21 protein-coding genes are annotated in these 22,027 nt (G+C 58.2%); 15 read left to right on the top strand and 6 right to left on the bottom strand.

The annotated features are described in order from the left end of the window. Positions 1-92: 92 nt before the first annotated feature. Positions 93-884, bottom strand: a complete 792-nt coding sequence (locus ASB66_RS13105; RefSeq protein WP_171430943.1) for a rhomboid family intramembrane serine protease — start codon at positions 882-884, stop codon at positions 93-95. A gap of 288 nt (positions 885-1,172) precedes the next feature. Here ASB66_RS13105 and ASB66_RS13100 point away from each other — a divergent pair, with 288 nt between their 5' ends. The 8 genes from ASB66_RS13100 to ASB66_RS13065 all read left to right on the top strand — a co-directional run bounded on the left by ASB66_RS13100 (position 1,173) and on the right by ASB66_RS13065 (position 9,456). Beyond that, positions 1,173-3,098, top strand: coding sequence for an acid phosphatase (locus ASB66_RS13100; protein ID WP_060715534.1), 1,926 nt, complete (start codon positions 1,173-1,175; stop codon positions 3,096-3,098). A gap of 210 nt (positions 3,099-3,308) precedes the next feature. Further along, the gene (locus tag ASB66_RS13095; protein WP_060715535.1) at positions 3,309-3,920 is read left to right on the top strand and encodes a PilZ domain-containing protein; all 612 of its coding nucleotides are present in this window, start codon (positions 3,309-3,311) and stop codon (positions 3,918-3,920) included. Positions 3,921-4,490: 570 nt separating this feature from the next. Beyond that, the gene (locus ASB66_RS13090; protein WP_060715536.1) at positions 4,491-5,105 is read left to right on the top strand and encodes a transglutaminase-like cysteine peptidase; all 615 of its coding nucleotides are present in this window, start codon (positions 4,491-4,493) and stop codon (positions 5,103-5,105) included. A gap of 288 nt (positions 5,106-5,393) precedes the next feature. Next, positions 5,394-6,149 (top strand): hypothetical protein, encoded by a 756-nt coding sequence (locus ASB66_RS13085; protein WP_060715537.1) that lies wholly within the window; start codon positions 5,394-5,396, stop codon positions 6,147-6,149. A 279-nt stretch (positions 6,150-6,428) separates the two neighbouring features. Then, the gene (locus ASB66_RS13080) at positions 6,429-7,853 is read left to right on the top strand and encodes a D-alanyl-D-alanine carboxypeptidase (RefSeq protein ID WP_234613874.1); all 1,425 of its coding nucleotides are present in this window, start codon (positions 6,429-6,431) and stop codon (positions 7,851-7,853) included. 87 nt (positions 7,854-7,940) lie between these two features. Further along, complete coding sequence (locus ASB66_RS13075) at positions 7,941-8,240, top strand: hypothetical protein (protein WP_156545163.1); 300 nt, start codon at positions 7,941-7,943, stop codon at positions 8,238-8,240. Between the two features lie 183 nt (positions 8,241-8,423). Continuing rightward, on the top strand, positions 8,424-8,792 hold the full coding sequence (locus ASB66_RS13070; RefSeq protein ID WP_060715538.1) for a hypothetical protein: 369 nt from the start codon (positions 8,424-8,426) through the stop codon (positions 8,790-8,792). A gap of 118 nt (positions 8,793-8,910) precedes the next feature. Next, positions 8,911-9,456 carry a gamma carbonic anhydrase family protein gene (locus tag ASB66_RS13065; protein WP_060715539.1) on the top strand — a complete coding sequence of 182 codons (546 nt, stop codon included), beginning with the start codon at positions 8,911-8,913 and terminating at the stop codon, positions 9,454-9,456. A gap of 93 nt (positions 9,457-9,549) precedes the next feature. Here the strand turns inward: ASB66_RS13065 and ASB66_RS13060 are convergent, their stop codons facing one another. From ASB66_RS13060 to ASB66_RS13050, 3 genes are read right to left on the bottom strand one after another with little or no spacing between them, the layout of a single operon-like run. Beyond that, complete coding sequence (locus ASB66_RS13060) at positions 9,550-9,948, bottom strand: Fur family transcriptional regulator (RefSeq protein ID WP_060715540.1); 399 nt, start codon at positions 9,946-9,948, stop codon at positions 9,550-9,552. 7 nt (positions 9,949-9,955) lie between these two features. Then, positions 9,956-10,768, bottom strand: a complete 813-nt coding sequence (gene znuB / locus ASB66_RS13055; RefSeq protein WP_060715541.1) for a zinc ABC transporter permease subunit ZnuB — start codon at positions 10,766-10,768, stop codon at positions 9,956-9,958. Further along, positions 10,758-11,711, bottom strand: coding sequence for an ATP-binding cassette domain-containing protein (locus ASB66_RS13050; RefSeq protein WP_188352317.1), 954 nt, complete (start codon positions 11,709-11,711; stop codon positions 10,758-10,760). The genes znuB and ASB66_RS13050 overlap by 11 nt, the downstream gene beginning before the upstream one ends. A gap of 176 nt (positions 11,712-11,887) precedes the next feature. On the opposite strand from ASB66_RS13050, the gene znuA reads away from it, so the two are divergent. Then, positions 11,888-12,802, top strand: coding sequence for a zinc ABC transporter substrate-binding protein ZnuA (znuA, locus tag ASB66_RS13045; RefSeq protein WP_272940004.1), 915 nt, complete (start codon positions 11,888-11,890; stop codon positions 12,800-12,802). 84 nt (positions 12,803-12,886) lie between these two features. Next, positions 12,887-14,101 (top strand): zinc metallochaperone GTPase ZigA, encoded by a 1,215-nt coding sequence (gene zigA, locus ASB66_RS13040; protein ID WP_060715543.1) that lies wholly within the window; start codon positions 12,887-12,889, stop codon positions 14,099-14,101. Positions 14,102-14,125: 24 nt separating this feature from the next. Here zigA and ASB66_RS13035 read toward each other — a convergent pair whose 3' ends face one another. Further along, on the bottom strand, positions 14,126-15,274 hold the full coding sequence (locus tag ASB66_RS13035; RefSeq protein ID WP_060715544.1) for an ROK family transcriptional regulator: 1,149 nt from the start codon (positions 15,272-15,274) through the stop codon (positions 14,126-14,128). A 139-nt stretch (positions 15,275-15,413) separates the two neighbouring features. Between ASB66_RS13035 and ASB66_RS13030 the strand changes: the two genes are divergently transcribed. The 5 genes from ASB66_RS13030 (at position 15,414) to ASB66_RS13010 (ending at position 20,359) form a co-directional block, all read left to right on the top strand. Further along, complete coding sequence (locus ASB66_RS13030; RefSeq protein ID WP_114386592.1) at positions 15,414-16,643, top strand: extracellular solute-binding protein; 1,230 nt, start codon at positions 15,414-15,416, stop codon at positions 16,641-16,643. A gap of 40 nt (positions 16,644-16,683) precedes the next feature. Further along, complete coding sequence (locus ASB66_RS13025; RefSeq protein ID WP_060715546.1) at positions 16,684-17,724, top strand: ABC transporter ATP-binding protein; 1,041 nt, start codon at positions 16,684-16,686, stop codon at positions 17,722-17,724. Then, positions 17,724-18,578 (top strand): ABC transporter permease, encoded by an 855-nt coding sequence (locus ASB66_RS13020; protein ID WP_060715547.1) that lies wholly within the window; start codon positions 17,724-17,726, stop codon positions 18,576-18,578. Before ASB66_RS13025 ends, ASB66_RS13020 begins: the two co-directional genes overlap by 1 nt. Continuing rightward, positions 18,578-19,441, top strand: coding sequence for an ABC transporter permease (locus tag ASB66_RS13015; protein WP_060715548.1), 864 nt, complete (start codon positions 18,578-18,580; stop codon positions 19,439-19,441). Before ASB66_RS13020 ends, ASB66_RS13015 begins: the two co-directional genes overlap by 1 nt. Positions 19,442-19,543: 102 nt before the next feature. Then, positions 19,544-20,359, top strand: coding sequence for a glycerophosphodiester phosphodiesterase family protein (locus ASB66_RS13010; RefSeq protein ID WP_171431027.1), 816 nt, complete (start codon positions 19,544-19,546; stop codon positions 20,357-20,359). A 71-nt stretch (positions 20,360-20,430) separates the two neighbouring features. Here the strand turns inward: ASB66_RS13010 and ASB66_RS13005 are convergent, their stop codons facing one another. After that, positions 20,431-21,906 (bottom strand): esterase-like activity of phytase family protein, encoded by a 1,476-nt coding sequence (locus ASB66_RS13005; RefSeq protein ID WP_114386669.1) that lies wholly within the window; start codon positions 21,904-21,906, stop codon positions 20,431-20,433. Positions 21,907-22,027: the final 121 nt, after the last annotated feature.

The raw sequence follows: 22,027 nt of genomic DNA, 5'->3' as shown, positions 1-22,027 counted from the left end.
TCTCCTCCTCCTGGATCGACGCCCCCTGATCAGGAATGCTGCCTGTATTTGCTAGAGAACGCAACCAATTGGATGCATCGACACAGCTTTTTTTAATCGTCTGCCATTTTTTGCCCGATTGGGCGGCGGTCAAACAGCGCAAACCCCAGAAAACCTAGGGCGAAACCACCCAGATGCGCGTCCCACGCGATGGCCGCGCCCGGATCGCCAACCAGCGGAATCCCGAATGCGATGATCACGTTGCCGGCTAGGAACATGATAATGAACACGAGGACGGTGCGCTCAGACAGGCTGGCCAGCACGCTCAACCGTGGTGGAAAGGCATCCTGTTCGCGCAACCGCAGGCCGGAGCGTCCGGGGCCGAAGGCAAACCGGCAGGCAGCCCCCATCAGGCCGGAAATGACACCGGAAGCGCCAATCAACAGGCTTGCGTCCCCCCAATTCAAGCAGACATGCGCAACAGCGCCAGCGGCCGACGTCGCCAGCCAGAACAGCCAGAAACGCACTGCGCCGATGCGTCGCCAGACCGGCGTGCCGAACGCTGCGAGCCAGAGGCCGTTGAAGCCGAGATGCTCGATACTGCCATGCAGCAGTGAATAGGTAAACGGTGTCCACAGCCAGGCCAGATCCTGGTTGGAAAAATCATAGACATAGCGCACCGGCGAAAAGCCGAATTCCACCATGATCCAATTGGAAATTTCATCAGACAGTATCCAGCCGGTCAGGGCATAGATCATCACCAGCAGCAGCAGCGCCAGAAGAATGCCGCCCGGCATGTTGAACACCGGTTCGCGTCCACTGGTTTCCGGGCCGAGGCCCTCGTCCAGCGGATCGTCCCCATCTTCAGGCTCGCGGTCCCATTGCCCCTTCGGCCTGTCGTCCATGCATCTCTATTCCTTGTGACCCGTGAGCATCAGCATATAGCGAGAGATCAACAAAAGGAAATGCAGGAGATCGCCGCTGTCAGAAAACTGTTGCACACAGACCTTAAGCAATCGCCAGCAAGACGGCTTCAGTCCACTATGCCCAAGATTGACACGGGAATTTCACAACTATTAATCTAGCAACCTGACGAATAACATCTGCCGCTGCGAAAGCCGGGAAAACGCAGCAGATCAGCGGCAAGCTCTCGTTATCACGGGGTGCTCAAAGCCCCAAGAGAAAGGCCATCCATGAAAAAACTCTCTTCAATCGCCGCATTCGCGGCTGTCCTTTCCCTTGCAACCGCGCTGACGCCAGCCTTCGCCGATGGCCTCACACTACCACCCGTTCCAGCTGGAGTCGGTCATGCCGATAGCGCGCCGCCACCGGCAGGCGTGATGGCCTATGTGGATACCGGCGCCACCAACCAGCGTGGCGACGCCTGCCATGCGACACCACAAACCAATGCCGGCGTGCGGGTTCTCTCCGGTTTCCTGGAGCTTTGGACACCTCGCACGCCCTTTGTCGATGCCGATCAGGAGGCCGCGGCCAAGGATGGTTGCCCGGCGATTGCCAAATCGGACTGGAGTGGCATTCCCGGCAGCCCGACCGATGGCGTCAAAAAGCTCCCGCACTTGCATGAGCAGAATCTCGCCTATTCCATCAAGGTCACCGGCGAACATACGCCCGAACGCGATCTGGCCGCCTATCTCGATGACCGGCGCGGCAAGAATGTCAGCATTACCGATGGTCTTGGTCCCCTGGCCGATGCCTGGCGCCAGGGCGTGCGGCAAACAACGACGATCACCGGCATGCCCGCTGACGCGACCACCGTCAAATATGATGATAAGGGCAATAATCGCGGCGTCGGCTCCAAGGACAATACCGATCTCGGCAAGGCTGTCGACCTGATCGAGGCAGGCAGCGCCGATGGTTCGACCGAACCTGCCAAGCGCTATTACAAATATGCCCGTCCCTACCGTGCCAGCGACAAGGTGCGGGTCGTGCCGCAGTTGGAACTGGCCAAGAGCGACAAACCAGCCTCCGACGGTGGGTTCCCCTCCGGCCATACAGCCGAAGCCTGGCGCGATGCGCTGGTGATGGCCTATCTGGTGCCGCAGCGCTATCAGGAAATGCTGACCCGCGCCGCCATGCTGGGCGAAAACCGCATTCGCGCTGGTATGCACCAGACCTTCGACGTGCTCGGCGGACGGGTGTTGGCCACCGCCATCGTTGCCTATAATCTCAACCGCCCGGATTATACGCCGCTGCGCAGTGAAGCCTATCAGCAAAGCCAGACATGGCTGATGAAGCAAACCGGTGCGAAAGACGGCCAGGCGCTGCTGGCGGCGGCCCATGCCCTGCCGAAATCGACGGATGCCTATGCCGATTACGCCTGGAACAAGCAGTTTTTCGAGCCACGCCTGACCTATGGCTACAAGCAGATCGGCGATCCATCCTTGGCACCCAGCGTGCCCAAGGGCGCCGAAGTGCTGCTGGAAACCCGCCTGCCCTATCTGAGCGCCGACCAGCGCCGTGTCGTTTTGAAAACCACGGAACTCGCCTCCGGCTATCCAATCATCAGTGATCCCGAAGGCTGGGGCCGTCTCGACCTGTTCCGCGCTGCCGATGGCTACGGAGCCTTCGACGGCGATGTTACTCTTGTGATGGACGCTACCAAAGGTGGCTTCAACGCCGACGACACCTGGAAAAACCCGATTAATGGCAAAGGCAAGCTGACCAAGCAGGGCAGCGGCACGCTGACACTGTCTGCCAAGAACAGCTGGACCGGCGGCACGGTGATCGAGGATGGTCGCCTAGTTGCGCAATCACCAACCGCCTTGGGCAAGGGCGACGTTTATCTTGCCGGCGGCACGATGGACATTGCCTCCGCGCCTCTGACCGTGACCGGCACACTGACTCTGCGCAAGGATGCGACCCTTGAAATCGCCTCCACCAAATCCACGAAAGCGCCAAACCTTGCTGTCAACAAGACGCTGTTTATCGACGGCGGAAAACTGGTGGTTAAACCTGACGCTCAATGGAAAGCCGGACAGACCATCAAGCTGATCACCGCCGCCAGGATTGCTGGAACATTCGGTGCTATCGAGGTTGAAGGCCATAAGGTCAAGCCGGTCTACGGTAAGAAAACCATCTCTCTGCGCATCGAAGAGTAATACCCAATAGACGATAGCCTGTCAGGCTCAGATTGAACCAGACAGGCTATCTTTCTCTCTGTTTTTTCTTGTCTTTTCGGGAGAAAATGGCTCCCCTTTTCTATCGCGCTATCTTTAGATTCAGCCGTGAAGATCGGTGAACAGCAAAACACTCTGTTAACGCATAGCGCCTAATATTTTAGGCGACTCAAAGCGTTGAAGAATCGTTGCATGTATTCCTATCATCAGGCTCCCAATAGCGGCTCAGCACGACCCCCGGTTCAGCGGGCGTTTCAGCGCGTCTCCGTGAGTCTTGAGGGTCGGCTGATGGTGCCGAGCGAGGATGAATATGTCTGCCTGACGGTAGATATGTCACCGGGCGACGTCCGGGTGATCTGCGCTGCCCGCCCCGTGCCGGGCGAAAGGATCATTGCCTACATCGACCATATCGGCCGCATCGAAGGCACCGTGATCAAGACCACCGATGATGGCTTTGTCATCAGCATCGTGGCAACGGAGCGCAAACGCGAAAAACTTGCCGCTCAATTGACCTGGATTGCCAACAAGCACGAACTGGGCCTGCCGGAAGACCGCCGCCATGACCGGCTGACACCAAAGCAGCCACGCACCGAACTGGTCTTTGATGACGGACGTAAATATAGTTGCCGGATCATGGACCTGTCCCTTTCAGGTGCGGCGATCGATATCGATATTCGCCCACCGCTTGGCACTGCGGTACGCCTGGGCAGCATGCGTGGCCGCGTCGTGCGCCACTTCTTGGAAGGCGTTGCCATAGAGTTTACCACCCTGCAATCCCGCGAGGCCCTGACAGAGTTTCTGTAGGACCCGTCAGGTTCATATTGAACCGGGTTGCCGCTTGATAGTGGCTATCTTTTCACGACATTGGGTTTCACGCCTCCCTGACCGTCTCAAGCATGTGCGCAGAGGACTCCGCCCTCGGTTTTCGGCTGCTTACATTTTTCGGGCTGATGCTTGCCCCCCATTCCGTTCATCCATCATTCACCAAAACCCATGCATTTCTACAGGATCTTGAGTATTTCCTCCGGGTTTTTGACAGGAAATCCCTTTATGGGGCTACTCAACATCAACGTCTGCCGAAATTCTTGAGACAGTGCTGCGTTCTTTCGGCACAACACGCCACAATCTTCCTGCCGCGTTTTTATGTCATTTTTTGATATTTTTCAGATAGATAGAAGGCCTGCTTGCGATGCTGACATAACCGTGCACGCCAGCTCACCCTGTCAATTCCCATAGAAAACAATAGTAAATTGCCTAAAATTTTATTTTAATTTTATACTTATTTTCCTCGAATTTGTACTTATTCCTACCTTCCAATTTTGCCAGACAGCAAAGTATCACTGTCATTGTACTCCCATAACGGGGAGACACCCAATGACGAACAAGAAGACGACAACAGGTTTCGCCATCATCGCCGCTATCGTGGCATTCGCCAGCGCACAAGCGGCTTTTGCCGGCCAGCCTTCGATGAAAATCAATGGCAGAGCCAGCCAGCCGATAGGCCATTACGAGTTCTGCCAGCGTTATGCCAGCGAATGCCGCCCCTCCGGCAGCGACAGAGGTCCGCAACAGCTGACACCCGCGATCTGGCAGGACATTCTTGAGGTGAACTACACCGTCAACACCACCATCAAGCCGGAAACGGACATGGAGCTTTACGGGGTCGAGGAATGGTGGGAATACCCAACCATTGCCGGCGACTGCGAAGATTACGCCCTGCTCAAGCGTCGTCAGTTGATTGCGAAAGGCGTAGCCGAATCCAACCTGCTGATAACCGTGGTGCTGCAACCCAATGGCGCCGGCCATGCTGTGCTGACCGTCCGCACCGATCGCGGTGATTTCATTCTCGACAACATGCGCAACAAGGTGCTGCTCTGGTCGGATACGGAATATACGTTCCTGAAACGCCAGTCCTCCGACAATCCGGGGCAATGGATGAAGATCCAGGATGGGCGCGCCGCAACCGTTGCCGCTCTTCCAAACAACTGACCGCCAAGGCGAGGACGCGACCGCATCCGCGACGCCTGGCAGATATTGGCCCCGGTCGTCCCCGCATCTCCGTCCGACCAAGGCCAAGAGCCGGTTCCGCTGCCACGGAACCGGCTCACCTTTTTGGATATTGCAGACGGACAAAACCGCGCCATTAACGCGCCATTAACCATGCGCTGGCCATGCTTCTATGCGCGACTCAGATTCCGGTTTCTTTAGGTTGTCGGCCAGTGCCTCACCCATGATGACGCGGAAGGGTTGCGCAGCCAAGAAAAGGCCAGTCGAAGCATGGACCATGCCGTCAAGTCACCCACAACCACGATGGACAAGCCACTGATCTCCACCAGGACGCTGATGGTTTGTTTTGCAGTTCTCGGCCTTCTCCTCGTCTTTTCCCTGGCGCTGTTTCTGGGCAGCGACTGGATTGGCCGCGCACTGACGAGTGATCGGCGCAGCGAGAGCACGACACCACGGGCGATCACCATCGGCCTTGATCATCTGCGCATTGAAGACAACACCATAAGGTTCCAACGCCAGCGCCACGATGGCGCCCTCGCCCGTGTGGATCTGGCCCTGACATGGCCGGAAATGCGCGGCTATAGCCAGGCGGACCGGCTGCGTTTCGACGATATCAGCCAATCGAACCAGTTGCTCTTCCTCCAGATTTCCCAGAGCACCATGTCACGCGACATGTCCGGACGGATTGAGCCGATCTACAAGCAATTGTTCGAAGGAGCGCCTCAGCCAGGCCCCTTTGGCCTGACCGGCCACCGCTTTCGTGCGGGCAGTGGCTATGACGGCGAAATTCTTTACACGGCACCCCGACAAGGTCGCCCGGACTTCGCCATCCGTTGTCTTTCCCCCGATCAAGCCGGGCTGCAACAGGACGGGCCAACCGTCGATACCTGCCAGCGCGATCTCAATGCCGGTCACGATCTCAGCGTGCTTTACCGGTTCTCGCGCCAGAAATTGGCCGACTGGCGGCAAATTGATACCGCTGTCGAAGCATTCGTTGCCTCCCGACTCACCGTGTCGAGCGAGTAGTCCCGAACTTTGCCCAGACCTGACCCGGATTTGGACGAAAATCGGCAAAATTTTAGAAAAATGCAGCAGGGACCGGCAACCTGTTGTTCATCATAAACCACTTGGTAACGCTGTGGTGTTAGCGTCAGGAAATATGTCGCTGGGGGGCGGCCAAAGCAGGAATTCATACGCATAGCACCAGATCGGCCATGTTGCCCTGTGCCTATGCGTGATCAGGGCTGGAATTCAGGAAAGAGTGCAGTGGTGAATATGCGAGTTGCTAGCCTCCTTGGTCGAAACATGATTGTTCGACCTGTCATGCGTGTGTCTCTCACCGTGGCTCTGGTCTGCGCCACCTTGGTGGCTCCGGCTCCTGAGGCTGCTGCTGCATCGCGCTATGCCGACATCGTCGTGGATGTGAATAACGGCAAGGTTTTGCGCGCCACCGACGCTGACAGCCTGCGCTATCCCGCATCGCTCACCAAGATGATGACCCTCTATCTGGTTTTCGAAGCGCTGGAAAAAGGCCGGATCCGGTTGAATTCGTCTGTTCCCGTGTCAGCCCATGCTGCCTCCGAACCGCCATCCAAGCTTGGCCTGAGGCCCGGCGGCAGCTTTACGGTAGAGCAAGGTATTCAAGCCCTCGTCACCCGCTCCGCCAATGATGCGGCAACTGCGTTCGGCGAGTATCTCGGCGGCTCCGAGGCCCGTTTTGCCCAGATGATGACCTCAAAGGCGCGTGCGCTTGGCATGTCCCGCACCACCTATCGCAACGCGAATGGCCTGCCGAATTCCGGTCAGATGACCACGGCCCGCGATCAGGCGCGTCTGGGCATGGCGCTCAGACAGCATTTTCCGCAATATTACGCTTACTTTTCCACCCGCAGCTTCACCTATGGCCGCCAGGTGATCGGCAATCACAATCGCCTCATCGGCTCAGTACGCGGTGTGGACGGGATCAAGACCGGCTTTACCAATGCCTCCGGCTTCAACCTCGTCACCTCCCTGCAGATCGATGGCAAATCCGTGGTTGGCGTGGTGCTGGGCGGTGCCTCAGGCGCCGCGCGCGACAACCAGATGCGCAAACTGATGGCAACCTATCTGCCGGAAGCCTCCCGTCGTGGCGGCGCAAGTCCGCTTATTGCCCGCCAAAGCACTGTGCCGGAGCCGATGGCGCCTGTTGCCCGCGAAACCGCCGTTGCACCGCAACTGCCGCAGTCCGGTGTACCCGTACCCGGCGGACGCTACGACACGGGTAGCCTGAGCGAAACGGCTTATGCCGGTGGCGGAGGCGCCAATGATGCGGTCGCCGCTCTTGCAAAGCAGGCGGAAGCAAGCCAGGCCTTGGAAACGGAAACGGCTCCCATGCCGCAGACCCGCAAAAGTGCGTCGCGTCATTCCAAATCATCTGGGCCCAAGCCACCAACCGATGTCGACCACACAGTCACGTTCTCCACCAAAGCCCCAGCTGCGGCACCTTCTGGCTGGACCGTCCAGATCGGTGTTTCGGATAGCCAGGACGCGGCAATGGACCTGCTGAAAAGCGCCCGTGCCAAGAGCGGTATTTCCCTCAAGGGTGCGCGGCCTTTCGCCATGGCCTATGGCGAAGGAGCATCTCAGGTCTATCGTGCCCGGTTCGTCGGCTTCGATGATCAGAAGTCTGCGGTCAATGCCTGCAATCGCTTGAAAAAGGCAGGCGTCAGCTGCTGGGCCGCAATGCAGTAGTCACTCTGTCTTACCGTGGCCTGCGCAGGTGTTTGCGCAAGGTCCGGTCAGATCACCTCGAAATGTAATGCGTACGAGGATGTCATCATGGCAAGCAATGAAAACCACCTGAACACCGGCCAGGCCGTGGACCAGGCAGCGGATCGCGCAGTTGGCAGTGATCCGGCATTTCGCTTCAACCCGCGCGCTGGCCTCAATCCGCTGCATGAGGCGGCGATCCGGCTGGCCGATGGCATCAACAAGCCGCGGGCCAAGACGCGGGACCTGATGAACCTCCTCCTCTGCCACGGCGCGCGTGCCTGGCGCTATTCTCAGCCGGAAGCGTGTATTCACCTGCATCTGGACCCGCATTCCCGTCGGGTGCCGGTAAAGCTACGGCTGCGGTAAAAACCATAGGCCCCAAACGAGCAAATTTGAGCAGACCACATGTCCGCTGTCTCAGTGAACATGACCAAGAATTAATCCAATCTCACTCGCTGGTGAATTGGATTTGAACGGATTAAGCGCGAGGATCTCCTTCACCGGCTAACGAGTTTTTCTCGCCGGTTTTGTTCCTGGAGGAGTGAACCCATGTATTGCATTGCCAACTCTCGCATTGCCAACTCTCGCATTGCCAAAATTTCTCTTGCCGCCGTTCTCGCAACCGCCGCCATGACTGGAATCAGCCATGCAGCCATGTCTGCTGCTGACAAGGCGCTGGCAACAGATCACAATCCCCGCGTCATGATCAGTACCCCGGATGAGATCGAAAAGCATGACACATTCCAGGATTTTCTCGGGTCTCTGACGCCTAGCAGCCCGGAAGCGCGCGAAGTCCAGGCGGCCATTCGCGAAAACCCGGTTCTGCGCAGGCAATTGCTGTCACGGAAGGTTGAGCTCAAAAATGTGATTTACGCTGACGAAGCATCCGATGGCAGCTTCGTGCTTTATGTCCGCTGACATATCCGTAATGAAAGGGGCCGAGCATACACGCCCGGCCCAACCGCGTTCAAAGCCCTTGCTTTTCTGAGGCTTATCCCGAAAGATCGGTGGCAGATCGATAAAAGGACCTGCCATCATGCCACTTTACACACTCGGGGATCTGAAACCGAACCTGCCTTCCGCCGACCGTTACTGGGTCGCGCCCAATGCGCAGGTCATCGGTAATGTAATCCTCGGTGAGGATGTCGGCATCTGGTTCGGTGCGGTGCTGCGGGGCGATAATGAGCCGATCACCATTGGCGCAGGCTCCAATGTGCAGGAAAACGTCACCATTCACACTGATATGGGCTTTCCGGCAACCATCGGCCAAGGCTGCACGATCGGCCACAATGCCATCATTCACGGCTGCACTCTGGGCAACAACACGCTGGTGGGCATGGGGGCGACGGTTCTGAACGGCGCCAGGATCGGCAATAACTGCCTTATCGGCGCCAATGCGCTGATTACCGAGGGCAAGGAATTTCCCGACAACTCCCTTATTGTCGGCTCACCGGCCCGCGTCATACGCACTCTCGATGACAAGGCCGTGGAAGGCCTGAAACGTTCCGCGCAAAACTACATCGCCAACTGGCAACGCTTCGCTAGAGACTGTCAGGTTCATATTGAACCAGACAGTCTCTAGATTCCTTTGTTTTCGTTTGTCTTATCGGGAAAACCGGTTTCCACTTTTCCCTGACAAACTCTAGTGAACTGAAACCGCTCTGAAGGCGTGAATTCAGACGAGGCATTCTGCACAGACGCCGCGAATTTCGATTGTGGTTTTCTCCGCCTTGAAGCCCTGGTCCTTCGACCAGTCCCCCAGCCGGTGGTCGATGGAGTGGTCGTGAAACTCCTTGACCTGTCCGCATTTGCTACAGATTGCAAATGCCACGGTTCCATGGTCGCAGCAATCATGCTGGAGGTGGGAACAGACAACGAAAGCGTTGAGGCTCTCCAGCCGATGCACAAGGCCGAATTCCAGCAGCTTTTCCAAGGCTCGGTATACCTGTAGCGGGGCGCGAAAACCGCTATCGCGTAGCTTGTCGAGGATCGTATAGGCCGAGAGCGGCCCCTCGGCTTTTTCGAGCGCCTGAAAGACCAGGCTTTGATTGCGGGTCAATTGCGGCATGGACATCGGACGATCATCCTTTCTTCACGGCAGCCGTTGAAAAACGGCGGATCGGCAGCAAGCTCAGAACAAACAGGACAAGGGCGGCCACCACGATGGAGGGGCCAGAGGGCGTATCATAGGTCAGTGAAGCGAACAGGCCGCCAACCACGGCAATCGCGCCAATGACCGACGCCAGCACCGCCATGATTTCCGGCGTCATGGAAAACCGCCGGGCGGTAGCAGCCGGAATGATCAGCAATGCCGTGATCAGCAGAATGCCCACCACTTTCATGGCAATGGCAATCACCACGGCCATCAGCAGCATGAAGATCAATCTGGCCCGCGCTGGTCTCAAACCTTCCGCTTCGGCCACATCCTCGTTGACGGTGGCCGCCAGCAAGGGGCGCCACAACAGGCACAGGCACAGGATGACGCCAAGCCCGCCAATCCAAACGGTGGCGATATCCTGGGGCGTCACGGCCAGAATATCCCCGAACAGATAAGCCATCAGATCGACCCGCACCCAGGTCATGAAGGCCACCAGAACAAGGCCGATCGCCAGCGTCGCGTGGCTGAGAATACCCAACAGCGCATCGGCGGAAAGCCCGCGCCGGTTCTGCAACAGCAACAGCAGCAGCGAGACAATTGCCGCGACCAGAAACACGCTGAGCGTCAGATTGACGGAAAACAGCAGCGACAGCGCCACGCCCAGCAATGAAGAATGTGCCATGGTATCGCCGAAATAGGCCATGCGCCGCCAGATGACGAAACACCCAAGCGGCCCGACCGTCAACGCCAGCCCGACACCCGCCAGCAATGCGCGGACGAAGAAATCATCCATCATGACGGTCACCCCTTCCCGACGTCACCGATGGCCCCTCGCCGTGGTGATGATGATCGTGATGGTTCTCTTCAAGCTCAAGAGCGTCATGGTGATGATGGTGCTCTCCCTCCAGGCCATGATGATGGTTCTCTTCACCCCGGCCATGATGATGGCCGTCGTCCGGGTGGCAGTGGTCGGTCACCGATCCATCCAGATGCTGCACCCGGCCATCCGGCAGATGGGTGTGGTCATGGCGGTGATTGTAGACGGCAAGCGTGCGCGCTGCTGCGGCTCCGAACAGCCGCTGGTATTCCGGGCTTTGGCTGACGACATCCGGCGTCCCACGGCAACAGACATGACCATTCAGGCACACAACAATATCGGTCTCGGCCATCACCATATGCAGATCGTGTGAAATCAACAGCACGCCGCAACCTGTCTTGCGCCTGATATCGGCGATCAATTCGTAAAGGGCGATTTCACCGGCAAAATCCACACCCTGCACCGGCTCATCCAGCACCAGCAGGTCCGGCTTGCGGGCCAGAGCTCGCGCCAGAAGCGCCCGCTGAAACTCGCCACCGGACAGATGCTGGACTTCGGCGCGCAGCAGATGGGCAATGCCGACAGCCTCCAAAGCAGCCTCGATTTCCGCCCTCGAAAGCTTGACTGTCAGGGTCATCAGCCGGTCAACCGTGAGCGGCATGGTCCAGTCGATGCTCAGTTTTTGCGGCACATAACCAACCGTAAACGCCCGCTCACGCACCACCTCACCCTCGTCGGGCTTCAGCACACCAAGCGCCATTTTGGCTGTCGTCGATTTTCCCGATCCGTTTGGGCCGATCAGGGTGACAAGTTCGCCTTTGCGGATCGAAAGCTCGACACCGCGTACCAGCCAGCGCCCGCCGCGCTGAATGCCGGCATTGCGCAGTGTCACCAATGGTTTTTCACCCAGCACCTTCAACACGGATACCGAAACTCCACAGATTGAGTGTTGCAACCGGCTATGACACACGTTATAGCGTTACGCAATCAATGTAATAACATTACATGTACCATACAAGGAACCGTCCTTGCTTTCGCGTAGATAAATTGGAGACCGCCTTGCCTGTGAAGACAATGCCCCTGCTCAGCCTTATCCCCATGCTTCTGCTCGCGCCCGGCGTGGCCGCCGCAGCCCCTGATGTGGTCGCCTCGATCAAGCCGGTCAATTCCATCGTCGCCGCGATCATGAAGGGGGCTGGCACGCCGCATCTTCTGGTCGAAGGCGCAGGCTCCCCGCATGATTATAGCCTGAAGCCTTCCAAGGCCAAAGCGCTTCAACAGGCTGATCTGATATTCTGGGTCGGGCCGGGGCTGGAAACCTTTCTGGACAAGCCGTTGGATGCGCTGGCAGGCAAGTCCAAAGTGGTGGCGCTGGCCGAGGCCAAGGGCGTGGAACTGCTGCCCCTGCGCGAGGGTGGACCCTTCGAAGCCCATGACGATGGCGACGCGCACGAAGCCGGGCATGGGAATGGGCATGACCATGAAGACGAGCATGGCGCCCATGACATGCATATCTGGCTCGACCCAGACAATGCCAAGGCGATGGCCGCAACCATAGCGGAAGCCTTGAGCACCGCAGACAAGGCCAATGCCCCACTTTACGCCGACAATCTGGCCCAGTTCCAGGCGCAGGTCGATGCCATGGACAAGCAGATTGCTACCATACTGGCCCCGGTCAAGGACAAGCCTTTCATCGTCTTCCATGATGCCTATCAATATTTCGAGCACCGCTACCATGTGACGGTTGCCGGCTCCGTCACCGTCAGCCCGGAAAAAGCTCCCGGTGCCGAACGGGTGGCCGCCATTCACGCCAAGGTCAAATCGCTGGATGCGGCATGCATTTTTGCCGAGCCGCAATTTGCGCCAAAGCTGATCAAAGTGGTGTCTGAAGGCAGCAATGCCCGCACCGGCACGCTCGACCCGCTCGGCACAGCAATTGCCGATGGCCCTGACCTCTATCCCGCCCTGATGACGGATCTCGCCGCCGCCATGGCCACCTGCCTGAAGGGCTGACAGACGCGATTACCAAAAGGCGAGCGCCCTTGCTCGCCTTTTTCAGAACAACTAATGTAATGTTATTACATTAAGGAGTCGAAGATGGACAACAAGCTTCCCGTAACTGTGCTGTCCGGCTTTCTCGGTGCCGGTAAAACCACGGTTCTCAATCATATTCTCGGCAACCGGGCCGGGCTGAAGGTCGCGGTCATCGTCAATGACATGAGCGAGGTGAATATCGATGCCGCCCTGGTGCGTGATGGCGGTGCCAATCTATCGCGTACCGACGAGCAACTGGTGGAAATGAGCAATGGCTGCATCTGCTGCACCCTACGCGAAGACCTGCTGACGGAAGTGCGACAACTGGCGGATTCCGGTCGGTTCGACTATCTGCTGATCGAGGCGACCGGCATTGCCGAACCGCTGCCAATTGCCAGCACGTTCGAGTTTCGTGACGAAGACGGCAACAGTCTCTCCGACATCGCCCGGCTGGATACCATGGTCACAGTGGTCGATGCCGCCAACCTGTTGCGCGATTACAGCTCCAGCGATTTCCTCTCCGACCGGGGCGAAACCGCAGGTGAAGACGATAATCGCACGCTCGTTGACCTTCTGGTCGAGCAGATCGAGTTTGCCGATGTTGTGGTGCTCAACAAGGCCGAAACCGCTGGCCCTGCCCGGCTGGATGCGGCCCGCAAGATCATTGTCGGCCTCAACCCGGATGCGCGGATCATTGAGACCGATTTTGGCCAGATCGACCCGAAGGACGTGCTGGGTACCGGGCGGTTCGATCTTGGCCGGGCGGAAACCCATCCGCTGTGGTTCAAGGAATTGCACGGCTTTAAGGACCATGTGCCTGAAACCGAAGAATATGGCATTCGCAGCTTCGTCTACCGCGCCCGTCGCCCGTTCGATCCACTGAAATTCCAGGACTTCATTGATAGCGACTGGCCGGGCGTGATCCGCGCCAAGGGGTTTTTCTGGCTGGCAACCCGGCCCCAGCATGTCGGAGAACTGAGCCAGGCCGGACCGCTGGTTCGTACCGGACGCATGGGCCTGTGGTGGGCCTCCGTGCCCAAGCAGCAATGGCCGCAGGACAAGGGTTTCCTCAACGCCATGAAACCCTATCTCGACCCGATCTGGGGTGATCGACGCCAGGAGCTTGTCTTCATCGGCGCAGACCCCATGGATGAAGCCGAAATCCGCGCCCGACTGGACGCCTGTCTGGTGCCTGCGGATCGCTTCACCCCCGGCGTCTGGCGCGATATGCGCGACCCATTCCCCAACTGGGCAGCACCGCAATTTGCGGAGGCTTGAGCCGTCGAAATGCGACCCTGCTCGTTATAAAAAATATCGCATCTTGAGCGGCAGAAGTGCCGCACCGATAACTGCGGCGTCTCCCTTGACTTCGCTGAGCACCAGTCGGGCCTCCTTTGGCCCGACGCCGTAACGGTGAACCCGCTGCGAGGGCATCGGGCATCTTTCAATCATCATCGCGCCCAGCGCTGGCGGCAATTGACCGCCAAAAACAATGGTCTGCGGATCGATCACGGCGATCAATACCGCCACCAGCCGCTCGACCTGTGGCATGGTGGCCTCCAGCCACGTCTCCACGCCTGGCCAACCTGGGTCGAATGTCCGGTAAAGAGTATCGACGGAATCAATCTCGATGCCGTGGTCTTGAAGACTCCGAAGCAAATATTGCAGGGCTGGACGCCGAGATGCCTCGGTTGGGTCGTAAATCCCTGATAATTCGGCGGCATTGCCATGGAATCCGTAGAACGGCTGGCCGTTGAGGATCAACCCGCCACCGAAGCCATAGTTGAACGACAGATAGGCAAAGGTCTGGCACCATCGCCCCACACCTTGCAAGCTTTCGCCGATAGCGCCCGTGGTCCCATTGTTCTCCTGCCAGACGGGAAGCTGAAACGTCTGTTCAAGGACCGGGCGAAGATCCGTCAGCGACCAGTCCTCCAAGGGTTCCGGCGCATTGAATATCCGGTCATCGGCAACAGAAAAGCCCGACATGGCGAATCCCAGCCCAAGCAGCCGCTCGCGCGGCAGATTATGAGCCTCAAGCATCTCATCCAGCGTCCGTGACAAGGCCGCAAGGGTTGCCTCGCGGCTGAGCGGCAGGAGATTGAGTTTCTTCTGGCTAATCACACCGCAGCTGAAATCAGCAAGGCAGATAATCGCCGAATCAGTGTTGATCGATATGCCCAGCGACGCCACGGATTCCACCGCAAGCTCAATTGTCGGGCTCGGCTGGCCGCGTGCGCCCTTCAGCGGCGCGCCGGTGCGCAGCAAACCCCGCTCGATCAGCCCCTCGATCAACCGATGCACCGATTGCTGGGTCAAGTTGGTATGGGTGGTGATGACCGATCGGGCAATTGGTCCGTAGCGGCGGACGATGTCCAGAATCAGACGTTCGTTCTCGCTGGCAAGCGGGTTTCTGTCAAAGCGAGAGGGCTGTTTGGCTTGGATCGTCATGGTTGAACATCTATCCGGCGTCTCGTGATCAGGCAATCGCAACTCGACCGCGGGACCAAATTTCATGGCCTGTCACAAATATTACACTCAAAGTGTATTATTAAGCATGCAATTGATCCAGCTCTGATGGAGACCCCCAATGCAGATGAAGTTCCTTGCCATCGCGGCCCTGACGCTGACGGCTTCCGTTGCTCCGTGTTTGAGCGCCGAAACCAACATGAAAAACCTGGATTTCGATCTCTCCAAGGTCACCAGGGAGAATTTCTACGACATCGTCGTTCCCGCCGCCAAAGCTGAGGGAACGGTGACCATGTATAATTTCGCCGGTGGCTTTGGAGAGACCTGGAAGAAACTGACTGGCATGTTCGAGGCCAAATATGGCATCAAGGTCATCTATAGCGACGTCAACGGTGACCAGGCTGATCAGCAATTGATCGCCGTCCAGGCATCGGGGCAGGACGCACCGGTCGATGCCTTTTTTGACGGCGGCGGCAGCTATCCGTTGTTGTCGTCCAAGGGTGTGGTCGGAAAGATCCCGCTGACGACGATTCTACCCAACATGGCCACCTATGATCCAATTCTGGCTCAAACATTGTTCGGACGCCAGCATGGCGGGGCTTATCCGCTCGTCCATCTCAACCAGACTGCGATCGGCTATGACAGTGCCTTCGTCAAGCCCACCGACGTTCCCAAGAGTTTCGACGAACTTCTGGCTTGGGCCGAGAGCCACCCGAAGCGCCTGGGCGTCACCTTACCCGCCAAGGGCGGATCAGGAGGTGGTTTCATCTATTCCGTCGCGCTCAATTACCTGACTGGCGATTGCCGCAAGACCCTGACCGACTACAGCCAGACCCGCCAGCAGGCCGAGGACTGGGCGATGTCGTCCGAATGCCTGACGCCTGTCTGGGACTATTACCGTCGCCTGCTGAAGGCTGCGGAACTGACCAATGGCAATGCCGATACGCTGAACCTGATCAACAACCAGCAGCTCTATATGGGCACGGTCTGGGAAGATCAGGTGATGAGCTTTCTCGGCAACAAGCAATTGCCCGAAACCTTCCGCCTGACGCTGCTGGAAAAAGGACAGGTCGGCTCCGGTGACGCGATGTTTGTCCCCGCAAATGCCAAGCATGTCGCCGCCGCCCTGCTGCTGATCGATATGGCCATGAGCAAGGAATTCCAGACCTTCAAGCTGGAAACCAAGGCATCCCGCTCGCCGCGCACCGATATTACCAACGATCTGATCCCGGCTGCCCTTCAGGATCATGTCCTGCCGAAAAGCGTCTATCCCCGCCTGTCGGTGCCTGCCTTCTGGGACATGTCAACCGCCCTTGCCGAAGCGCTCGATGAGAAAGTCCTGAACCAGTAATGCTGGAAAAGCCTGATACACGACGAACAGGGGCAAAGACATGAGCGAGCTCGACATCAACGATATCACCAAGGACTTCGGGTCAGCCCGCGTCCTCCACCCGGTTTCGCTTGCCGTCGAAAAGGGCGAATTCGTCACCATTCTCGGTCCCTCAGGCTGCGGAAAATCGACGCTGCTGCGCATCCTGATGGGGATCAGCGAGGCATCCGGCGGCGAAATCCGGCTGGCGGGTAAGCGGATTGATGGACTGGCCCCCGAAGCGCGCGATATCGCCATGGTGTTCCAATCCTATGCGCTGTTTCCGCATATGTCGGTCGCCAAAAACCTTGGCTTTGGCCTCAAGATGAAGAATGTGCCGAAAGACGAGCGAGCGCGGCGCATCGCCCATGTGCTGGAGATCTGCAATCTCAGCGCCCTGGTGGACCGCATGCCCCGGCAATTGTCTGGCGGCCAGCAGCAGCGCGTGGCGCTGGCCCGCGCCATCGTCATGCAGCCAAGTCTTTTGCTGTTTGACGAACCGCTGTCCAATCTCGATGCCAAGCTGCGTGACAGCCTTCGCCATGAGCTGGTCGAACTGCATCGCCGCATCGGCGCGACAAGCCTTTACGTCACCCACGACCAGGCCGAGGCCATGGCGATGTCCGACCGGATCGTGGTGATGAATGGCGGTCGGGTTATCGAAATCGGCACGCCGCTGGAGCTATATCGCGCTCCGAAACAGGCCTTTACCGCCAGCTTCCTTGGCCAGACCAATCTTCTCTCCGTTAAGGCGTCCGGCATGGATGCGCTGCTGTCCTGGGGCCAAAAAGTGGTGCTGGACCGTCCCGCTGTTGGCGCCATGCAGATTTCGGTCCGCCCGGAAAATATCGGTATCGAGCGTCACGAAAGCGGATCGGCAACGGTCACCTCCGTCTCGTTCATGGGTGCCAGTATCCTCTACACCGCAGATATCGGCGCTGTCAGGATCAAGATCAGCCAGTCAGGTGGCGGCACACCGATAGAGATGGGTAGCCGAGTTTCACTGACATTCCACGACACCGTGCATGTCCTTGAAGACCAGCCGGTGATGGAGGCTGCGTGATGCCATCGCTGTTTCGCCGCCGCTCGATCCACCTCATGCTACTGCTCCTGCCGGGTGTTGGCTACCTGCTGTTCTTCTTCGGCCTACCGCTGCTGTCGGCGCTGGTCGGCAGCTTCCGGCTGGAAGATGGCAGCTTTACGCTGAGCTGGTATCAGCGGATCTTCACCCGGCCCTCCATGCTGCGCGGCTTGTCCACATCGATCTATTACGGCGTCATGCCGGTTTTCGTCTCGCTGGCGCTCTCCGTGCCGCTGGCGCTGTTGCTGCGCAAAAGTTTTCTTGGGCGCAAGCTGTTCGGCGGGCTTTACAAGCTGCCGATGGCCGTTCCGAGCATTATCGTCGGGCTGATGATCATCGTCGTCTTCGAACGTGGCGGCTTTTTCGACCGCCTGTTGTCACCGCTGGGCTTTACCCTGCCGAAACTGGTCCGCGACGATTGGGGTGCTGGCGTCATCATGGCCAGTTCCTGGAAGCAGATCCCGTTCATGACGCTGATCATCACCAGCGCTTTTGCCGCCATTCCCGAGGATATCCGCTTTGCCGCCCGCACGCTTGGAGCCTCCCGGCTTCGGACATTCTTGACTGTGGACGTGCCGCTTGCCATGCCAGGCATTACCGCCGCCATTCTCCTGACCTTCATCGGTTCGATGGGCTCCTATGCCATTCCCGATATCGTCGGTCCGCCGACGGCGCGGCCACTCTCTGTCCTGATGGTTCAGGAGTTCAAGCAGGGACGGTTCGAGCAGGTCTATGCAATGGGCATGGTGCTCAGCCTGTTCGCGGTCATCGTTCTCCTGACCTATTATGCCCTGACCAGCCGGATCGGTGCTGGTAATACGCGAGGGAATGCGTGATGGCTGTTCTTGAGCTCGCCCCGCCTGCCACAACAAGGCGCCGCATGTTTCGTCCCGAAGACCGCCTGCTGGTTTCCATCGGCCTGTTCGCCACACTTGCCCTTGCCATCGCCCTGCCGCTTGCCCTGATGTTTGTCTGGAGCATTGCCGATGGCTGGCAGCCGCCGCATGTGCTGCCGCAGATCTATACGACCAGCCGCTGGGCCAGCGTGCTCAGCGATCAGGGTCTGATCCAGGCCATGGTCACCAGTCTCGCCATCGCTTTCACCGTCACATTCGCAACGGCAGTCATCGCCTTGCCGACGGCCTGGGCCATGGCTCGCTTTCCCTTCCGGCTGAAACGGCTGGTGGAGATCTTCGTTCTCGCGCCGGTCATCATTCCTGGCCTGGTGGTCGCGGTCGGCATCGGCCAGGTGTTCCTGGCGCTGGGCCTCGCCTATTCGGTGGCTGGCGTCATCATCGTCCAGATCGTCGGCACCTTGCCGCTGATGATCCGGCTGATGACTGCAACGCTTGAGACCATTCCCGACGAGCTGATCCATGCGGCCCGTTCGCTCGGTGCCGGAACAGTTGGTATCGTTGCCCATATCATCCTGCCGCTGGCCGTACCCGGCCTGCTGGCGGGCGGGTTGATGTCTTTCATCGGCAGCTTCGAGGAATTCGACAAATCCTTCATCGTCGGCGCGCCTGTGGTCCAGACCCTGCCGATCAAGCTTTACATGTATCTCGACCCCTATTCGATGCAGCTACCGCTGGCTGCTATCGTTTCCTTCATCCTGCTTTTGCCAGCCCTCATCGTCTTCATCATCGCCGGTCGCATCCTGCGCGACGACCTGATGGCAGCAGGCATGGGCAAGATCTAATTCTTTCCATAACCGTAACAGCCGAAAGTCCAACCCATGCCTGTCCAGACGTCCACGCTTAAGCACCAATCCCTGGCCACTCGTCCCTGTTCCATTGCCGAAATGGCGTCGCGCACCAATCCCACCATTCTGACCATCGCCCATCGCGGCCTGTGGAAGAGCACCGCAGAAAATTCACTGGCCTCGATTCGGGCAGCAATTGCCCAAGGGGTGGATATGGTCGAAATCGACACCCAATCCAGCGCCGATGGTCATCTCGTGGTTATTCACGATGCAACCCTGGACAGAACGACGACCGGCAGCGGCACGGTCAGTGAATTGCCGTTCGATGTCATCCGCCAGGCAAAGCTGCGCAGCAGCGCTGGCGGCCCGGAGGCTGAGATAACGGAGGAATGCGTTCCGACACTCGAGGAAATTCTTGAGGAAGCTCGCGGTCGTATTACCGTCAATATCGACACGAAATTCACCCGTGATCTGCCGCAGGTGATGGAAACGGTGCTGCGGATGAACATTGCCGATCAGGTTCTGGTCAAGACCGACATCGATCTCGACGCGGACCATTTCACTATTGTCGATGCCGACTGGTTCGGGAAGATTCCGCATATGCCGATGTTTCCCGTACGTCAGGGCCGGTTTACCGAAGACCTGCGCCGCATCGAGAGCCTCAAGGCGCCGATGATCGAAGTGAAATTCACGGATCTCGCCGACATCGCCCATGCACGGGCCGAACTCGAGCGCCAGAACATCCGCGTCTGGATCAACACGCTCGACGTCTCTCATTGCCTCGATTTCAACGACACCCGAGCCCTTGCCGATCCAGAGGGTGTCTGGACCGTGCTGGCAGATGCAGGCGTCGGCGCTATCCAGACAGACGAGGTCGAAGCATTCAAGGCCTGGCTGCACGCCAGACAGGCGTAAGCATAAACAGAAACGCCGTGCATCCCATTCGGATGCACGGCGTTTTATTGGTGAGTAACCTTAGTCGATGGTTACTTCGCAGTCATGCCCGGCAAGGTCACGCGGAACACCTGGAACATGGTATCGACCTCAGCGCCGCCTTCAGCTTTGTACGCCGCACCAACCTGATAGCCATCCTGGGTCAGGAAGTCGTTGTCATTGGCAACGAACAGGAAATAATCATCCGGAGCGGAAGGATCGAGGGCCGATGCGACCGACATCGCCTCCCATTTTTCAGAGAGATTATTCTTGTCGTTAGGCGCGCCATTGTGCAGGCCAAAGCGGGCGAGGTCCTTGTTGTCGTTGATGTCGATGAACGGCGTCACCGCCGCCACCTTGACGGACGCATCCACCACGCCCTTCGGGGCAACCGGCTTAACATCGTCGAATTCGCCATTGGCAATGTCCGTGGCCGCTGACAGATCGACAAGATCGATCTTGCGATAGACTGAGGTATCGCTCTTCATGCCCTGCCCGCTATTGCTGTCACGCGCTAGCATCAGGAAGCTCTTATCCGACAAAGCCAAAATTTCGCTCTGGGCTGCAACGGCAACCTTGCCCTTGTTATCGAAGGTCGGTAGCGGCACGACATATTCATGCACCAGCTTCAGATGATCCATATCGGCTGCATCATAGACGAGAGCGCGGGTATTCATCCGGGTGGAGCTGCTATCGCCGCCATCCTGGCGGGTCGCCGATTGCAGCAGCGCGATCAGGAACTTACCGTCAGGCGTCAACGACATGCCTTCCAGTCCCTGGTTGTTTTGGCGACCTGTGTCGGGGTCCTTCGGGTCTGGCTTCTTGCCACCTTCGCCAACATTGTTGGATGAGAAATTCAACTCACTCTTGCGCATTGGCAACAGCGCCTTCGGTGGCTGGGTGGCGGAGATGAGCTTTCCCAGTGCCGAAAAATGATAGATGTAAGGGCCATATTCGTCGCTGATCATCATCGAACCGTCCTTCAACAGAACGACGGCTTCCGGATCGAGCGAGATCTTGCCGGTGGTCGCTTGTGGCAAGGCTGGCAATGTTTTAGTCGCGGCGCGAATGCCGGACTCTGGGTCCAGTCCGGTCAAGCTCTTGCCCTCACCATCCGTCAGCAGAATGGTATCGGCAAGCTTTGCGTCAAAGCCCTTCTGCTGCTTGTCAGCGGGCGGAGTAGTTCCAGCCGGTGCTGGCGCCAAGGTGAAATCAATCTTGTTGATGCGGGTATTGTAGTCGGTCGTGCCTTCGACATTGTAGCCACGATCCGGCAGGAGCCAAAGCGAACCGGAATAGCTCTCGCCCTGCTTTTTCCATTGGGTCAGATCGACTGCCATGCCGGAACCGGATCCGAAGGTTTCCTTGAATTTGTCGCGTTCACTGGCCGGAATGCGGCCGATAGCGACCAGGCCCTTATTGGCGATTGTCACCCCATTGGCGCTGACCGTTCCTTCCGCCAGAACGACACCAACTGAGGATACCAGAACGGTTGCAGCCAGAAGCAATGCCTTGCGTGAAAATATCATCATCCCGATCCTTTGCATCAACCGGGGCAGCGTTCAGCCTTGATGGGATACGGAATGTCCTCCGTATCACTGCTCCCCCATCAGGGCCATTAGAAGCTTCCCGTGACAGGATCGTGACAAG

The organism is Gillisella vitis, assembly GCF_001541345.2.
GTDB lineage: Bacteria > Pseudomonadota > Alphaproteobacteria > Rhizobiales > Rhizobiaceae > Allorhizobium > Allorhizobium vitis.
The sequence above is the reverse complement of the archived record's forward strand: the minus strand, read 5'-3'. Positions and strand labels throughout refer to the sequence as shown.

Coding starts and splice junctions, on each gene's coding strand:
- ASB66_RS13105 (WP_171430943.1), bottom strand. CDS start 884: ATGGACGACAGGCCGAAGGGGCAATGGGACCGCGAGCCTGAAGATGGG.
- ASB66_RS13100 (WP_060715534.1), top strand. CDS start 1,173: ATGAAAAAACTCTCTTCAATCGCCGCATTCGCGGCTGTCCTTTCCCTT.
- ASB66_RS13095 (WP_060715535.1), top strand. CDS start 3,309: ATGTATTCCTATCATCAGGCTCCCAATAGCGGCTCAGCACGACCCCCG.
- ASB66_RS13090 (WP_060715536.1), top strand. CDS start 4,491: ATGACGAACAAGAAGACGACAACAGGTTTCGCCATCATCGCCGCTATC.
- ASB66_RS13085 (WP_060715537.1), top strand. CDS start 5,394: ATGGACCATGCCGTCAAGTCACCCACAACCACGATGGACAAGCCACTG.
- ASB66_RS13080 (WP_234613874.1), top strand. CDS start 6,429: ATGATTGTTCGACCTGTCATGCGTGTGTCTCTCACCGTGGCTCTGGTC.
- ASB66_RS13075 (WP_156545163.1), top strand. CDS start 7,941: ATGGCAAGCAATGAAAACCACCTGAACACCGGCCAGGCCGTGGACCAG.
- ASB66_RS13070 (WP_060715538.1), top strand. CDS start 8,424: ATGTATTGCATTGCCAACTCTCGCATTGCCAACTCTCGCATTGCCAAA.
- ASB66_RS13065 (WP_060715539.1), top strand. CDS start 8,911: ATGCCACTTTACACACTCGGGGATCTGAAACCGAACCTGCCTTCCGCC.
- ASB66_RS13060 (WP_060715540.1), bottom strand. CDS start 9,948: ATGTCCATGCCGCAATTGACCCGCAATCAAAGCCTGGTCTTTCAGGCG.
- znuB (WP_060715541.1), bottom strand. CDS start 10,768: ATGATGGATGATTTCTTCGTCCGCGCATTGCTGGCGGGTGTCGGGCTG.
- znuA (WP_272940004.1), top strand. CDS start 11,888: ATGCTTCTGCTCGCGCCCGGCGTGGCCGCCGCAGCCCCTGATGTGGTC.
- zigA (WP_060715543.1), top strand. CDS start 12,887: ATGGACAACAAGCTTCCCGTAACTGTGCTGTCCGGCTTTCTCGGTGCC.
- ASB66_RS13035 (WP_060715544.1), bottom strand. CDS start 15,274: ATGACGATCCAAGCCAAACAGCCCTCTCGCTTTGACAGAAACCCGCTT.
- ASB66_RS13030 (WP_114386592.1), top strand. CDS start 15,414: ATGCAGATGAAGTTCCTTGCCATCGCGGCCCTGACGCTGACGGCTTCC.
- ASB66_RS13025 (WP_060715546.1), top strand. CDS start 16,684: ATGAGCGAGCTCGACATCAACGATATCACCAAGGACTTCGGGTCAGCC.
- ASB66_RS13020 (WP_060715547.1), top strand. CDS start 17,724: ATGCCATCGCTGTTTCGCCGCCGCTCGATCCACCTCATGCTACTGCTC.
- ASB66_RS13015 (WP_060715548.1), top strand. CDS start 18,578: ATGGCTGTTCTTGAGCTCGCCCCGCCTGCCACAACAAGGCGCCGCATG.
- ASB66_RS13010 (WP_171431027.1), top strand. CDS start 19,544: ATGGCGTCGCGCACCAATCCCACCATTCTGACCATCGCCCATCGCGGC.
- ASB66_RS13005 (WP_114386669.1), bottom strand. CDS start 21,906: ATGATATTTTCACGCAAGGCATTGCTTCTGGCTGCAACCGTTCTGGTA.